Below are 15,325 nucleotides of genomic sequence, written 5' to 3' on the forward strand. Positions count from 1 at the left end.
CTTCCTCCGTGCCTTCCTTTCGGGTGTGGGCGCTGGGTGGGATTCCCGAGGTGCGGGCCGGTGACGATCTCGCCAAGCTGATCGCCGCGGCCGAACCCGGGCTGGTCGACGGTGACGTGCTGCTCGTCACCTCGAAGATCGTCTCCAAGGCGGAGGGCCGGATCGTCGAGGCCGCCGACCGGGAGGCCGCGATCGACGCGGAGACCGTACGGGTGGTGGCCCGGCGCGGGCCGCTGCGGATCGTGGAGAACCGGCAGGGCCTGGTCATGGCCGCCGCCGGGGTCGACGCCTCGAACACCCCGGCCGGGACCGTGCTGCTGCTGCCCGAGGACCCCGACGCCTCCGCGCGGGCCGTCCGGGACGGGCTGCGGGACGCCCTCGGCGTCGATGTCGGCGTCGTCGTCACGGACACCTTCGGGCGGCCCTGGCGCAACGGGCTGACCGATGTCGCGATCGGTGCGGCCGGGGTGCGGGTGCTGGACGATCTGCGCGGCGGTACGGACGCGCACGGCAATCCGCTCAGCGCCACGGTCGTGGCCACGGCGGACGAGCTGGCCGCCGCCGGGGACCTGGTCAAGGGCAAGGCGGACGGGCTGCCGGTGGCGGTGGTCCGGGGGCTGCCGCATGTGGTCGCATCCGACGACGAACCCGGTGCCCGGGCGTTGGTGCGGAGTGCTGCCGATGACATGTTCCGGCTCGGGACGTCGGAGGCCGTGCGGGAAGCGGTGACGCTGCGGCGTACGGTGCGCGAGTTCAGCGATGAGCCGGTGGATCCGGGGGCCGTACGGCGGGCCGTCGCCGCTGCCGTCACCGCTCCCGCACCGCATCACACGACGCCGTGGCGGTTCGTGCTGCTGGAGTCCGCCGAGTCGCGGACCCGGTTGCTCGACGCGATGCGGGAGGCGTGGATCGAGGATCTGCGGCGCGACGGGAAGAGCGAGGAGTCGATCGCCAAGCGGGTGCGGCGCGGCGATGTGCTGCGCAACGCGCCGTATCTGGTGGTGCCGTGCCTGGTGATGGACGGCTCCCACACGTACGGGGACGAGCGCCGCGACACGGCGGAGCGCGAGATGTTCGTGGTCGCGGCCGGGGCGGGCGTGCAGAACTTCCTGGTGGCGCTGGCCGGTGAGCGGCTGGGGTCGGCGTGGGTGTCCTCGACGATGTTCTGCCGGCCGGTGGTGCGGGAGGTGCTGTCGCTTCCTTCGTCGTGGGATCCGTTGGGGGCGGTGGCTGTGGGGCATGCGGTGGGGGTGGCTCGGGAGCGGGTTGGTCGGGAGGCGGAGGCGTTTCTCACCGTGCGGTGAGGTGGGGTGGGGTGGGGCTCGGTGGGGGCTCGGTGGGCGGTGGGGCCGCGGTGGGGGCCGCTGCGCGGGGCCTTTTCCCCTACCCGCCCCTTCCCGAAACCGGGGCGCTGCCCCGGGCCCCCTTTGTCCTCAAGCGCCGGACGGGCTTGGGTTCGGGGCGCTGCCCCGGGCCCCGCTCCTCAAGCGCCGGAGGGGCTTAAGAAGCCCGGAGGGGCTATGGAAACCGGAGGCGTAGGGCAGTCGCCGGAGGGGCTTAAACAGGGCTACAGGCTTGCGATGTTGCCCGGGGTCATCCTTGGGGCTCTGCGGGGAGGGGTGTGGCCCGAGAGCAGGATCAGGCGTGTTGCCCGGTGGCGTTGGCCCTCGTAGGGGGTCAGCAACGTCAGCATTTCCTCGTCGTCCGCGTTGCGGTTGTCCGCCAGCGCGTGGCCCACGATGCCCGGGAGGTGCAGGTCGCCCACCGTGACCGCGTCCGCCGCTCCGTTCGAGCGCTGGAGGGTCTCCGCCGAGGTCCAGGGGCCGATGCCGGGGATCAGCTGGAGGCGGGTCTGTGCCTCGGGCAGTGGCATCGTCGCCGCCTCCTCCAGGCGGCGGGCCACCCGTACCGCTCGCAGGATCGTCGACGAGCGCTTGGCGTCGACGTTCGCCTTGTGCCATTCCCAGGACGGGATCATCGCCCAGCCGCGCGGGTCCGGCATGACGTGCAGGCCCAGGTCGGCCGTGGGGCCCGGGGCGGGGGCGCCGAAGCGGCGGACCAGGTGGCGCCAGGCGCGGTACGCCTCGTCCGTGGTGACCTTCTGTTCCAGGATCGACGGGATCAGCGACTCCATGACCAGGCCCGTACGCAGCAGGCGCAGGCCCGGGCGGCGGTGCCGGGTCACGGCCAGCAGGCGGTGCCGGGGGACGAACGCGTCCGGGTCGTCCTCCGCGCCCAGCAGCGCGGGCAGCCCGGCCAGCAGCCAGTCCGCGCCCGGGCCCCAGGCGGCCGCCGTGACCCGGTCGCCACGTGCCGTGATCCGGAGCGTGCCAGGGCCCTCGGGCGTGCGGGTGGCCCGCCAGAACGTGCCGTCCGCGGTCATCCGGAACGTGGGGTCGGCCGGGCCTCGGCGCAGCGGGCCGAGGACCAGCCGGAGGTCCAGCGGGCCGGGCGGGGCCCACTCCCTGGTCAGCGGCGGTCCGTCCGGCGAGGGCGCAGCCGCCCTGCCCGACGGAGCGGCGGCCTGGTGCGGCAGCGCTGCTCGCGCGGTGCGGGGGGCGAATCGTCCTGCCACGGGGGCCTCGGTGCTCTCGGTTCTCTCGGTGCTCTTTGTGCGTTCTCCTGAGGGTACGGGTCAGGTCCTACTGGTCCGAGGAGAAGCGGACCGAGCCGTCCGGCAGGATCGCGTCGCACCAGATCCTGACCCCGTCGCGCAGTTCGTTGTCCGCGCCCACCTGTGCCCCGTCGCCGATCACCGCGCCCGCCAGCACCGTACGGTCGCCGATCCTGGCGCCCGCTCCGACCAGCGAGTCCGTGATGACCGCGCCCGCCTCGACGACCGCGCCGGCCAGGATCGTCGAGCCCTCTATTCTCGCGCCCGCGCCGATCACCGCGTCGGCGCCGACCACCGTACCGCCGGTGAGCTTGGCGTCCGGGGCCACGGACGCCGTCGGCAGGACCAGGCGGTCGCCGCAGCGGCCCGGGACCGCCGGGGACGGGGCGCGGCCGAGGACGAGGTCGGCGGAGCCGCGGACGAAGGCCCCCGGGGTGCCGAGGTCCAGCCAGTACGTGGAGTCGACCATGCCCTGGAGGTGGGCGCCGGAGGCGAGGAGTCCGGGGAAGGTCTCGCGTTCGACGGAGACCGGGCGGCCCGCCGGAATGGTGTCGATGACCGAGCGCCGGAAGATGTACGCCCCGGCGTTGATCTGGTCGGTGACGATCTCCTCCGGCGTCTGCGGCTTCTCCAGGAACGCCGTGACCCGGCCCGTCGCGTCGGTGGGTACGAGGCCGAAGGCGCGCGGGTCCTCGACCCGGGTCAGGTGGAGCGAGACATCCGCCCCGGAGTCGGTGTGCGAGGTGACCAGGGCCCGGATGTCGAGCCCGGTCAGGATGTCGCCGTTGAAGATCAGGACCGGTTCGTCCGGCCCCGAGGCCAGCTTCGGCGCGACGTTGCGGATGGCTCCGCCGGTGCCGAGCGGCTCCTGCTCGGTGACGTACTCGATGTGCAGACCGAGCGAGGAACCGTCGCCGAAGTACGGCTCGAAGACCTCCGCCAGGTAGGACGTGGCGAGCACGATGTGCTCCACCCCGGCCGCCCTGGCCCGCGCCAGCTGGTGGGTGAGGAACGGGACCCCCGCCGCCGGGACCATCGGCTTCGGGGTGTGCACCGTGAGCGGGCGCAGCCGGGTGCCTTTGCCACCGACCAGGAGGATCGCTTCTTTTGCCTCTGTCACAGCACCGTCTCTGCTTCCTGCTGGGGCCTGGCCTGGATATGGCTGGCCAGTCTAAGCAGACCGGTCGGATATGCCCCGGTCAGCGGCCCTGCAGTTTGGCGGAGCTGGTCCGGGCCGTGCCGAGCTTCTTGTAGAGACGCGCTCCGGGACATTCGGTTGCGAAACCGTCCCGATGGCCCGAGATGACGTTCATCTTGACCTTCACGCCCGCCTTGTACTTGTTGCTGCCGCCGGAGGTGAGGGTCACTTTGCCCTTGGGGTTGGCGCCGAACAGACCCAGCTTCCAGGCGGTGAGTTTGGAGACCGCGGTCACGGCGGCGGCGGGCGGGTTGGTGGAGGAGTAGGTGCCGAGCACCGCGACCCCCATGGTGTTGGTGTTGAAGCCCAGGGTGTGGGCGCCGAGAACCGCTTTCGCGACGCCTCCGGCCCGGCCCTCGTAGATGTTTCCGCACTTGTCGACGGCGAAGTTGTAGCCGAAGTCGCGCCAGCCGCTGCTCTTGACGTGGTAGCGGTAGATGGAGCGGAGCACCGAAGGGGCCTGCTTGCAGGTGTAGTTGTTGCCGGTCGCGCTGTGGTGCACGAAGGCCGCCTTGACGGACTTGGTGTACGCGAAGTTGCGCTCGCGGAGCTTTTCGTCGGCGCCCCAGCCCTTGCGGGTGATGATCTTCGGGCGCGGACCGATGTACGGCTTCGCCCCGGCGGCGACGATCGCCGCCTCCTCCTCCGTCTCCGCCTTGGTCAGCTCGGGGATGACGGAAGCGCCGAGCGGTGCGAGGTCCGCGTTGACGGCCGACGCGGCGGCGGATTCGGCGGTGAGCGCCTCCGGCACGGCCGTCGTGGTCGTGGGCGGGGCCGGGTTGATGGCGAACGTCGCCGGGGTGGCGGACCGGCCTACGGGGGCCGCCCGGGCAGGTTCCGGAGCTGTTTCGGGGGCCGTCTCGGGGGCTGTTTCGGTGGTCTCTTCCGCTGCGGGATCCTCGCCGGGGTCGACGAGTTCGAGGCGCAGCCCCTCGGGCAGCGGTACGGCGGCGGCCCGGTGCTGCGGATCGGCCGCCTCCGGGCGTACGCGTACCTCCACGCCGTCCGAGTCGCCGACCCAGAGCGGGGCGGTCGCCCCGCGCACGGCGCCGGAGGCCCGCTCGTCGCTGCCGAGGTCGGCGGCGTGCTCGGCGTTGTGGGTCTCGACGTCCTGCCAGTCCGACCAGCTCCCGCCGCCGGTCGCGCGGGTGCGGACCTGGACCGTGCCGTGGAGCTCGGCATCGGCGTCGTCCCAGACCACGCCCACCAGGGAGAACGGGCGGGCGTCGCGCTGGGCCAGGCCCTGGCCGGCCGCCGCGCCCGCGACCCGGTCGGACGGGGCGGCGAGCGGCTCCAGGGGCAGGGACTGCGTCGAGCCCGCGAGCTCGGCCGCGCGGGTCCCGGTGGTGCGCGACGACGACAACAGCGGGGCGGTGTCGGCCGCTCGGGAGGATCCGGATTCGGCCCGTACCGACGACGGCGGGCCGGAACCCGGTGATTCGGGGGACACGGAGGGCGGCCGGGCCGAGGCGGAGAGCGGGGCCGGGGCGGACAGGGCGGGGGCGGCGAGCGGCAGAGTGAGGGCCGCCGCGCAGGTGACGCCGACTGAGGTGACCAATAGTGCACGCATACGCACGATCCTGGTCATACAGTCATGACTCCGGCTACCCGGGCATCGGCGCAGCCTTGACGTACCGTCTGCCGGGCCGTCTGCCGAACCGGTGTATGTGACACCCGTTCAGCCCGCCCCGCACAGCGCCCCCGCGTACGCTTGCGCGGATGAACTCCAGCGACCGCACCCCTGCCGACCTGCTGCGATCCGCCCTTGCCGCGGACCCGGCCCGCCCCCTGGTCACCTTCTACGACGACGCCACCGGAGAACGCGTCGAACTGTCGGTGGCCACCTTCGCCAATTGGGTGGCCAAGACCGCCAATCTGCTCCAGGGCGACCTCGCCGCGGAGCCCGGCGACCGGCTCGCCCTGCTGCTCCCCGCGCACTGGCAGTCCGCTGTCTGGCTGCTCGCCTGCTCCTCCGTCGGGGTCGTCGCCGATGTCCAGGGCGACCCGGCGGCCGCCGATCTCGTCGTGACCGGACCGGACACCCTGGAGCGGGCGCGGGCCTGCCGGGGTGAGCGGGTCGCGCTCGCCCTGCGTCCGCTGGGTGGCCGGTTCCCGCAGGCTCCGGAGGGGTTCTCGGACTACGCGGTGGAGGTGCCGAGCCAGGGCGACCGCTTCGCGCCCTTCGCCCCGGTGGACGCCGACGCTCCCGCGCTGGCCGTCGGCGGGGTGGAGCTGACGGGTGCGCAGCTCGTCGCCAAGGCTCGCGAGGACGCCGGCGCCCTCGGGCTCGTACCGGGATCCCGGCTGCTCACCGGGCGTACGTACGACACGTGGGACGGGCTGAGCGCCGGGCTCTTCGCGCCGCTGGCGGCCGGTGGGTCCGTGGTGTTGTGCCGCCATCTCGGACAGCTCGACGCGGACGGACTGGCCAAGCGGACCGAGAGCGAGCGGGTCACCGACACCGCGGTATGACAAGCGCTCCGAGGTCCACCCGTCCGGCCCACAGCGGGCCGAGTCCTCGGTGCGCAACACCGGAGCGGGTAGATGATCGGGCGGTACAGACCACTCTCCTGGCCGTGCACAACCAAGCGCGAGTTTCAGCCGTCTACTCCTGCGACCGGCGGCTCCTCGCGCCGCCGAACGTGAAGGATGGACGCAGACGTGACCGACAGTGCTGGCCCGCCGTCCGACCCGGACCACCCGGCCGGGGACAAGCCGCAGGGCAGGTCGCAGGAACAGTCCGGTCCCGAGGGCCCCACCCCCGGGACCGGAGAAGCCGAAGCCGCAGAAGCCCCTGAGGCTTCGGAGGCCCCCGAGGCCCCCGAAGCCCCCGAAAGCTCGGAGTCCTCCGCTCCGGAGAAGCCCGAGCAGGCCGAGAAGCCCGGGACCGCCGAGCAGGCCGAAAAGCCCGCGCAGGCCGAGCAGGATGACCAGGCCGAACAGACCGAACAGGCTGAACAGGCCGCAAGCTCCGCCGGCTCCGGGAAGAACGAAGCAGGCAGCGACGGCGACGGCGGCGACAGCGACACCGACGGCGTGCAGACCTGGGCCGATCAGCCCAAGGCCGGCATCGTCGCCGCGCGCAAGAGCCACTGGCTGCGCTGGACCGCCCTCGCCGCCTCGTTCCTCGTGCTGGTCGCCGCGGGGGCGGGCTGGTGGCTCTACAAGAAGCTCGACGGGAACATCACCACCGACACGAGCGCCGCCGCCGAACTCAAGGCGTACGAGAAGGAACGGCCGACGCCGGTCGTCATGGACGCCCAGAACATCCTGCTCATCGGGTCGGACAGCCGGGCCGGGGACAACCGTGAGTACGGCCGGGACGACGGCGGCAGCCAGCGCTCCGACACCACGATCCTGCTGCACCTCGCGGCGGACCGGAAGAGCGCGACGGCCGTGTCCCTCCCCCGTGACCTGATGGCGGAGATCCCCAGCTGCCGCACCGCGGACGACAAGGAGACGCGCGAGCAGTTCGCGCAGTTCAACTCGGCATTCGAACTCGGCGGCACCGCCTGCACGATCCGCACCGTCGAGAAGATGACCGGCATCCGCATCGATCACCACATGGTCGTCGACTTCAACGGCTTCAAGGACATGGTCGACGCCGTCGACGGGGTCGAGATCTGCCTCAAGGAGCCGATCAACGACAAGGACGCGCACCTGGAGCTTCCGGCCGGCCGGCAGACGCTGAACGGCGAGGAGGCGCTCGGTTACGTACGGGCGCGCAAGACCCTCGGCAACGGCAGCGACACCGAACGGATGGAGCGCCAGCAGCAGTTCCTGGGCGCGCTGGTGAACAAGATGCAGAGCAACGGCGTTCTGCTCAACCCGACCCGGCTCTACCCGGTGCTGGACGCGGCGACCAAGTCGCTGACCACCGACCCGGGGCTGGACTCGCTGCGCGACCTGTACGACCTGGTGCGCGGGATGCGCGACGTACCGACCGAGCAGGTGCAGTTCCTCACCGTGCCCCGGCAGCCGTACCGCAACAACCCGAACCGGGATGAACTCGTCGAACCGGACGCGGGCGATCTGTTCAAGCAACTCCGCGAGGACCGGCCGGTCGCCGTGGTTCCGGCCGACGAACTGGAGGAAGCGCGGAAGGGCCAGGAAAAGAAGCGGGACGGGAAGCCGGACGACGCCGGCTCGGAAAGTCCGACGCCGACACCCACCTATTCGGGTTCGAGTGCGGCGGACGACCTGTGCAAGCAGTAAAGCAATTGCCAAGACAGCGAACACAATCGACGCGTAATGGGAAGTATGCCCGGTTGTAAGGGGCGTGGAATGTGTCACGCACGTCGCTCGACGCGGAATCGGCCGGATAGTGTGACGCGATCCGGTGCTTCCGGCCGTCAGGTCGTGCACTGCTGGAGCGAAGGAACGAGCGCCTTACCGGGGGAAGGCGCCTCGCGTGGCACCGACGGAGGACGCAGGAAACCGTGGACGCGCACAGTCGTGGACGGGCGGACGATATCGACCCCGCCGACCAGTGGGTACTCAACCCGAACACCGGCAATTACGAACTGCGACTGGATCACTCCGCTGGGGAGTCGAGCAGCCCTTCGCGTACGGCCACGGCCGAGGGGACGGGCCGCCGCGGCAGCACCCGGACCGACGCGTCCCGTGAGGGTTCCGGGCGCCGGGGGGCGCGGGAGGGCGGCGCCGACGGACCGCGCCGCGAGGTGCCGGGTCAGCGCAGCCGCCGCAGCTCCCAGGGCGGCGGGCGCGGTACGGAACCGCCCGCGTCCGGCCGCCGGAAGCGCAAGCCCAAGAAGTCGCGCAAGAAGAAGGCGCTGCTGTGGACGGGCGGCGTCATGGCGTTCGTCGTGGTGGGCGCCTCGCTCGGCGTGTACGTCCTCTACCAGAAGCTCAACGGCAATATCGACACCATCGACGTGGGCGACGCCGGCAGCAAGAACGTCCTCAGCGAAGGCCCGATGAACATCCTGATCATCGGCACCGACAAGCGCACCGGCAAGGGCAACGAGGGATACGGCGACAAGGGCAGCGAGGGCCACGCCGACACCACGATCCTGTTCCACGTCTCCGAGGACCGGACCAACGCGACGGCGATGAGCATCCCTCGCGACCTGATGACCGAGATCCCCGAGTGCGAGACGAAGCAGTCGGACGGCACCACCACGACCATCCCCGGCACCCCGAACGAACGCTTCAACACCAGCCTCGGCCAGAGCGGCCGCAACCCCGGCTGCACCATGAAGACGGTCGAGAACATCACCGGCCTCAAGCCCGACCACTTCATGATGGTCGACTTCAACGCGGTGAAGGAGCTGACCACCGCGGTCGGCGGCGTCAAGGTCTGCATGGCCAAGCCGGTCGACGACCCGAAGTCCCATCTGAAGCTGCCCGCGGGCGAGTCGGAGGTGGCGGGCGAGCAGGCGCTGGCCCTGCTGCGCACCCGGCACAGCTTCGGCAACGAGAGCGACCTCGACCGGATCAAGGTGCAGCAGCAGTTCCTCGCCTCGATGATCCGCGAGATGAAGTCGAGCGACACCCTGACCAACCCGAAGAAGCTCTACACGCTGGCCGACGCGGCCACCAACGCGCTGACCGTCGACACGGGCATCGGTGACGCGAAGAAGCTGATGACGCTGGCTCAGGAGATCGGCAAGGTCGACACCAAGAACGTCACCTTCCTCACGATGCCGGTCATCGACAACCCGGTCGAGCCGAAGCCCATCACCGTGGTCGTGGACCCGGTCAAGGGTGAGCAGCTCTTCGCGATGATGCGCTCCGACACCTCGCTGACCGAGGTGAAGCAGAAGGAGAAGGCCGCCAAGGGCAAGCAGGCGGCCCTGCTCAAGGGCCCGAAGGCCGATCCCGCCGACGTACGCGTGGACGTGCTCAACGGTGGTGAGATCGCCGGTGCGGCCGGCGCGACCGTCACCTGGCTCCAGAACGAGCAGGGGGTGCTGAAGTCCACGAACAAGGCCAACGCACCCGAGAAGATCAAGAAGACGACGCTGGAGTACGCGCCCAACCAGGCCGATCAGGCCCGGGCGCTCGCCGCGATGATGGGGCTGCCCGCCACGGCCATGAAGAAGGGCACCGCCGACGCCGAAGGGCTTGAGGCGATGGTGCTCACGCTGGGGGCGGACTTCAAGGGCGCGGGCCAGCTCATCACCGGGCCGACGAAGGCTCCGGAAGGCGTCGAGCAGGCAAGCGCCGACAAGACGGTATGCGCCAAGTGACACCGGGTCACCGCGCCGCAGCGGAAATCTGAACAGCATGGGGGGTCCGGTGGGACGGAGCAGCACGCCCGGGGAGAGGACGCGATCACGCGTCCGCCGCGCCGATCAACACGGCTGGGACGAGAGCCTGTACGAGGACGACGGGCCGGGCGACGCCAGCGATGACGGGCCGGACGACGGCGGCAGGCCGGGGGGCGGCGGCCATCGGGCCACGAAGGGCCGGCGCGGCAACGGGGGCGGCGGCGCCCAGGGGCGCAGCAGCCGCCGGGCGCCCAAGAGCGGCAAGCGGCGCGTACTGCGCTGGAGCGCCTCCGTGCTCGCCGTGCTCATACTCGCCACCGGCGGCGCCGGTTACGTCTACTACGAGTACCTCAACAGCAACATCAAGAAAGAGGATCTGACCCTCGGCGACAAGCAGATGGCCGATCACAAGGCCAACGCCGCCGGGCAGACCCCGCTCAACATCCTGCTCATCGGCTCCGACGCCCGCGACTCCAAGGCCAACCAGAAGCTGGGCGGCGCGAAGGAGACCTTCGGGGCCCCGCCGCTCGCCGATGTGCAGATGCTGCTCCACCTCTCCGCTGACCGCAGCAATCTCTCCGTCATCAGCATGCCGCGCGACACCATGCTGAAGATGCCCAAGTGCACGGCCCCGGACGGCGAGGTCTACCCGGCCAGCACCGGAGACGTACAGACCAACGAGAGCCTGGGCCGCGGCGGTCCGGGGTGCACGGTGGCCACCTGGTACGAGCTGACCGGTATCCGGATCGATCACTTCATGATGATCGACTTCGCCGGTGTGGTGTCCATGGCCGACGCGATCGGCGGCGTGCCCGTCTGTGTCGACGCCAACATCCACTCCCGCAGCCGGGACGGCAAGGGCTCCGGGCTGAAGCTGGAGAAGGGCACCACGTCCATCCAGGGTGAGCAGGCCCTCCAGTGGCTGCGCACCCGGTACGGCTTCGAGGACAACACCGACCTGGGGCGGGCCAAGGCCCAGCACCAGTACATGAACTCGATGGTGCGTCAGCTGCGCAAGGGCACCAAGCTCAGCGACCCGGCGAAGCTGATGAACCTCGCCGAGGCGGCCACGAAGGCGCTGACGGTCGACAAGGGCCTCGACACGGTCAAGAAGCTCTACGACCTGGCCGAGGAGTTCAAGAAGGTTCCGACGAAGCGCATCACGATGTCGACGATGCCGAACGTGTACGGCACCGGCGTCAACAACGGCCGGGTGTACCCGAAGGCGGGCGACGCGGAGCAGCTGTTCCGGATGGTCCGCGACGACATCCCGCTGGACGGCAAGGCCTCCAAGCGGAAGAAGCCTCAGGAGGAGCCCAAGGACCCGTCCGCGCCGGTCGGCGAGATCGCCGTCTCCGTACGGAACGGGACCGCCACCGACGCGCTCGGCCCGGCTTCGGGGCGTGCGGGCGACGTGGCGGACCAGCTGAAGAACGCGGGCTTCGGGCGGACCACCGTCGACTCGGGCAATGTGACGGGGGCGGCCCGGACCGGGATCCTCTATCCGAGCGCGGATCTGGAGGGCGACGCGCAGGCGGTCGCCAAGGCGCTGGGCGTTCCGCTGTCGCAGGTGAAGAGGTCCACCGACGTCTCGGGGATCTCGCTCGCCGTGGGTGCGGACTGGCGTGAGGACGGGGCCTATCCGGTGTCCAAGGGCACGGAGAAGACCCCGGAGTCGGCGGGCGCGCTCAACGGCGAGGAAGAGGGGGCCTGCATGAAGGTCAACCCGAACTACACCTGGTGACGCCGTAGCGGCACGCACACGCGAGGAAGGGCCCCGACGCCGAGCGTCGGGGCCCTTCGTACGAAGACGGACGTCCGGCTCAGACGGTCTCGCTGCTGCCGGTCATCGCCGGGCGGCGGCTCGCGATGACCCGCTTGGCCAGCGACCGGGGGCTGGTGAGGAAGCCGAAGCCCCAGCACATGTGCATCGTCGCCAGGGCCACCGGGATCTGCGCGCGGGCCTTCAGCGAGAGGCCCTTGCCCGCGGGCAGCGATCCGGCGACGATCGCGGCCACGTAACCGCCCGGGACGACCAGCGCCCACGGGGTGACGGCCGCGCCCAGGACCAGGCCCGCCGCGATGGCGACGACGGCGGTCGGCGGGGCCAGATAGCGGAGGTTGATCGAGCCGGCGTGGTAGCGGGCGACGACGTGGCGCCAGCGGCCGTAGTCCTTGTACTGCTTGGCGAGCGCCTTCACCGTGGGGCGCGGGCGGTACTGCACCTTCAGCTCGGGCGAGAACCAGATCAGCCCGCCGGCCTCGCGGATGCGGAAGTTCAGCTCCCAGTCCTGGGCCCGGATGAACTCGACGTTGTAGCCGTCGGCCCGCTCCAGCGCCTCGCGGCGGAAGACGCCGAGGTAGACGGTCTCGGCCGGGCCCGCCTGGCCGCCGGTGTGGAAGGCCGCGTTGCCGACGCCGATCTTCGAGGTCATCGCGGCGGCGACGGCCTCCTCCCAGGCGTTCTCGCCCTCGGCGTGCATGATGCCGCCGACGTTCTGCGCGCCGGTCTCCTCCAGGAGGCGGACGGCGGTCGCGATGTAGTTCGGCGAGAGCATGCCGTGGCCGTCGACCCGTACGACGACGGGGTGGCGGGAGGCCTTGATCGCCGCGTTGAGGGCGGCGGGGGTGCGGCCGGTGGGGTTGGGCACGGTGTGGACGCGGGGGTCCTCGGCGACCAGCTCGGCGGCGATCTCGTCCGTCCGGTCGGCGGAGGGGCCGAGCGCGATCACGACCTCCATCTCACCGGGGTACTCCTGCTCCAGGATGTGCCGGACCGAGTTCCTGAGATGGCGTTCCTCGTCGAGCACCGGCATGATCACGGAGACGGCGGGGTACTGCGCGGCAGACATGTGGTCCTCGGGGGTCCTCGGGGGCGCCGGGGGTTGCGTACCCCAGGAGGCGGCTCGGTTTTCGGCCGCCACGTTACCGCGAATGGGGGACACCGGTGCGCGCCGCCGGGTCGCGGGCCGGGGCGGTGGTCGTATGGGCCTACCGTGCGATGGTCCCCTTGCACCGCAGAGGTGTCTCCCTTGCACCCCGGAGGTGTCTCCCCGTGCCCACACCGCAACGACCGCAGCGCCCGCCCCGGCCCCGCCCCGCCACTCCCCCGCGACGCCGTCCGCCCCAGGGCACCCGGCCGGTCCGCCGACGCAAGCAGGACGAGCGGCCGCGCTGGGGCATGCGGGTGGCCACCGGTCTGTCGGTGCTGGTGCTGAGCGCGGGTGGGATCGGTCACGCCGTGGTCAGCAGCCTGGAGGGCGGGATCGGGCGGGTCGATCCGTTCAAGGACATGAAGAACCGCCCGCAGGGGGGCCACGGCACGAATCTGCTGCTCGTGGGCACCGACGGGCGGGACACGATCACCAAGGCCGAGAAGAAGAAGTACAAGCTCGGCGGCGCGCCCTGCCACTGCACCGACACGATCATGCTGGTCCATCTGTCGGCCGACCGGCAGCGGGCGAGCGTGGTCAGCCTGCCCCGGGACAGTTACGCGGAGATGCCCGCCCACACCGACCGCACCACGGGCAAGCACCACGAGAGCCACCCGGTGAAGCTGAACGCCGCGTACGCGGAGGGCGGGCCCACGCTGACCGTGCGGACGGTCGAGAACATGACCGGGGTCAAGGTCGACCACTATCTGGAGGTCGACTTCACCAGCTTCATGAAGACGGTGGACGCGGTGGGCGGGGTGAAGATCTGCACGGCCCGGCCGATGAAGGACTCGTACACCGGCCTGGACCTGCCCGCGGGCACCCATGAGCTGGACGGCGGGCAGGCGCTGCAGTACGTGCGGTCGCGCCATGTGGACGTGGCCGCCGACCTGGGCCGGATGGAGCGCCAGCAGAAGTTCATGGCGGCGCTGATCAAGCAGGCGACGAGCAGCGGGGTGCTGCTGAACCCGGTGAAGTTCCAGCAGGTCTCCGCCTCGGTGCTGGGCTCGGTCCGGGCCGACGAGGGCTTCGGTACGGAGCAGATGCTGGCGCTCGGCAAGGCGATGAAGGACTTCGGCCCGGCCTCGTCGGAGTTCGCCTCCGTGCCCGTCGGCAACCCCAGCTTCCCGGTCAAGGGCATCGGCTCCACCGTGCAGTGGGACGCGAAGAAGTCGAAGAAGCTGTTCCAGGCGCTGCGCGAGGACAAGCCGCTGGCCCCGGCGAAGCCGAAGCCGGCGGCCGGCCCGAAGCAGCCTCCGGCCACGCTCGTGGACGTGGCGCCGAAGGACATCCGGGTGCAGGTCTACAACGGGACCCCGAAGGACGGTCTGGGCCGGACCGTGGACGAGGCGCTGCGGGCGACCGGGTTCACCACCGGCGAGGCGCCGCTCAACGGGGAGCTGCGGGATCTGAAGCGGACGCTCGTGGAGTACGACCCGCGCTGGGACCGCTCGGCGAAGTCTCTGGCCACCGCGCTGCCCGGGAGCGAGCTGAAGGCGGTGAAGGGCCAGGGAGCGCTGATGAAGGTGACGGTGGGCGCGGACTTCACCAAGGTGCAGCGGGTGAGGGCGGAGAGCGGGAAGACGGGCGAGTTCTCGACGGTGACGGGCGACGAGGTGGTGTGCCCGTAGGGCCGTGAGGCGGTCTCGGCTCGTAGGACGGTGAGGCAGTCTCGGCCCGTAGGACCGTGAGGCAGTCTCGCGGGCTCAGTCGTCGATGCCGTCGGCGGCGCGCTTCTCGCGCAGCTCCTTGATCGCGCGGCGGCGGGCGAGCCGGTGGGTGCGCCGGATCTGCGCCTCCTGGTAGCGCCGGTTGTCGCGCTCGGTCTCGGGGATCACCGGCGGTACGCGGCGCGGCTTGCCGTCCCCGTCGACGGCGGCGAAGACCAGATAGGCGCTGCCGACCTGCTGGGCGGGGGTCGACTCGTTCCAGCGTTCGGCCATCACGCGCACGCCGACCTCCATGGAGGAGCGGCCGGTCCAGTTGACCTGGGCCTTGACATGGACGAGGTCACCGACGCGGACCGGCTCCAGAAAGACCATCTCGTCCATCGAGGCGGTCACGGCGGGCCCGCCGGAGTGCCGGCCGGCCACCGCGCCCGCGGCGTCGTCGACCAGTTTCATGATCACGCCGCCGTGGACCGTGCCGAGGAGGTTGGTGTCGCTGCCGGTCATGATGTGGCTGAGGGTGGTCCGGGACGCGGCGGTCGGCTTGCCCGGAATCTCGCCCTCCGGGCGGTTGGCCTGATCTGTTACGCCAGTGGCCTGATCTGTCATACCGTCCACCTTATGCGGGGGCCGCGATCCCGCAGAATGCATCAGGTTCGCAACAGCCCTGGTGCGATTTC

Annotated in this window: 11 protein-coding genes; 6 read left to right on the forward strand and 5 right to left on the reverse strand. The window is 71.1% G+C overall.

Going from position 1 to position 15,325, the window contains the following annotated elements:
- Positions 1–8 precede the first annotated feature (8 nt).
- Entirely contained in the window at positions 9–1,304 is a 1,296-nt protein-coding gene (locus ACSMXR_RS13390; RefSeq protein WP_473171949.1) for a coenzyme F420-0:L-glutamate ligase, read from the forward strand.
- A 263-nt stretch (positions 1,305–1,567) separates the two neighbouring features.
- Here the strand turns inward: ACSMXR_RS13390 and ACSMXR_RS13395 are convergent, their stop codons facing one another.
- The 3 genes from ACSMXR_RS13395 to ACSMXR_RS13405 all read right to left on the reverse strand — a co-directional run bounded on the left by ACSMXR_RS13395 (position 1,568) and on the right by ACSMXR_RS13405 (position 5,382).
- Entirely contained in the window at positions 1,568–2,575 is a 1,008-nt protein-coding gene (locus ACSMXR_RS13395) for a DNA-3-methyladenine glycosylase family protein (RefSeq protein ID WP_381851281.1), read from the reverse strand.
- A 67-nt stretch (positions 2,576–2,642) separates the two neighbouring features.
- Positions 2,643–3,734 (reverse strand): mannose-1-phosphate guanylyltransferase, encoded by a 1,092-nt coding sequence (manB, locus tag ACSMXR_RS13400; RefSeq protein ID WP_137234372.1) that lies wholly within the window; start codon positions 3,732–3,734, stop codon positions 2,643–2,645.
- A gap of 79 nt (positions 3,735–3,813) precedes the next feature.
- Positions 3,814–5,382, reverse strand: a complete 1,569-nt coding sequence (locus ACSMXR_RS13405; RefSeq protein WP_381851284.1) for a peptidoglycan recognition protein family protein — start codon at positions 5,380–5,382, stop codon at positions 3,814–3,816.
- 149 nt (positions 5,383–5,531) lie between these two features.
- Between ACSMXR_RS13405 and ACSMXR_RS13410 the strand changes: the two genes are divergently transcribed.
- The 4 genes from ACSMXR_RS13410 (at position 5,532) to ACSMXR_RS13425 (ending at position 11,789) form a co-directional block, all read left to right on the forward strand.
- On the forward strand, positions 5,532–6,284 hold the full coding sequence (locus ACSMXR_RS13410; RefSeq protein ID WP_137234370.1) for a TIGR03089 family protein: 753 nt from the start codon (positions 5,532–5,534) through the stop codon (positions 6,282–6,284).
- Positions 6,285–6,461: 177 nt separating this feature from the next.
- The gene (locus ACSMXR_RS13415; protein WP_473171950.1) at positions 6,462–8,027 is read left to right on the forward strand and encodes an LCP family protein; all 1,566 of its coding nucleotides are present in this window, start codon (positions 6,462–6,464) and stop codon (positions 8,025–8,027) included.
- 224 nt (positions 8,028–8,251) lie between these two features.
- On the forward strand, positions 8,252–10,024 hold the full coding sequence (locus tag ACSMXR_RS13420) for an LCP family protein (protein WP_376188762.1): 1,773 nt from the start codon (positions 8,252–8,254) through the stop codon (positions 10,022–10,024).
- A gap of 37 nt (positions 10,025–10,061) precedes the next feature.
- Entirely contained in the window at positions 10,062–11,789 is a 1,728-nt protein-coding gene (locus ACSMXR_RS13425; protein WP_473171951.1) for an LCP family protein, read from the forward strand.
- Between the two features lie 79 nt (positions 11,790–11,868).
- Here ACSMXR_RS13425 and ACSMXR_RS13430 read toward each other — a convergent pair whose 3' ends face one another.
- Positions 11,869–12,897: a glycosyltransferase family 2 protein gene (locus ACSMXR_RS13430; RefSeq protein WP_137234367.1), complete on the reverse strand. Its 1,029-nt coding sequence runs from the start codon at positions 12,895–12,897 to the stop codon at positions 11,869–11,871.
- Between the two features lie 149 nt (positions 12,898–13,046).
- On the opposite strand from ACSMXR_RS13430, the gene ACSMXR_RS13435 reads away from it, so the two are divergent.
- Positions 13,047–14,609, forward strand: a complete 1,563-nt coding sequence (locus tag ACSMXR_RS13435) for an LCP family protein (RefSeq protein WP_473172375.1) — start codon at positions 13,047–13,049, stop codon at positions 14,607–14,609.
- Positions 14,610–14,684: 75 nt separating this feature from the next.
- Here ACSMXR_RS13435 and ACSMXR_RS13440 read toward each other — a convergent pair whose 3' ends face one another.
- Entirely contained in the window at positions 14,685–15,254 is a 570-nt protein-coding gene (locus ACSMXR_RS13440; RefSeq protein ID WP_030086035.1) for an acyl-CoA thioesterase, read from the reverse strand.
- Positions 15,255–15,325 lie beyond the last annotated feature (71 nt).

Source organism: Streptomyces sp. DSM 106670 (genome assembly GCF_055792845.1).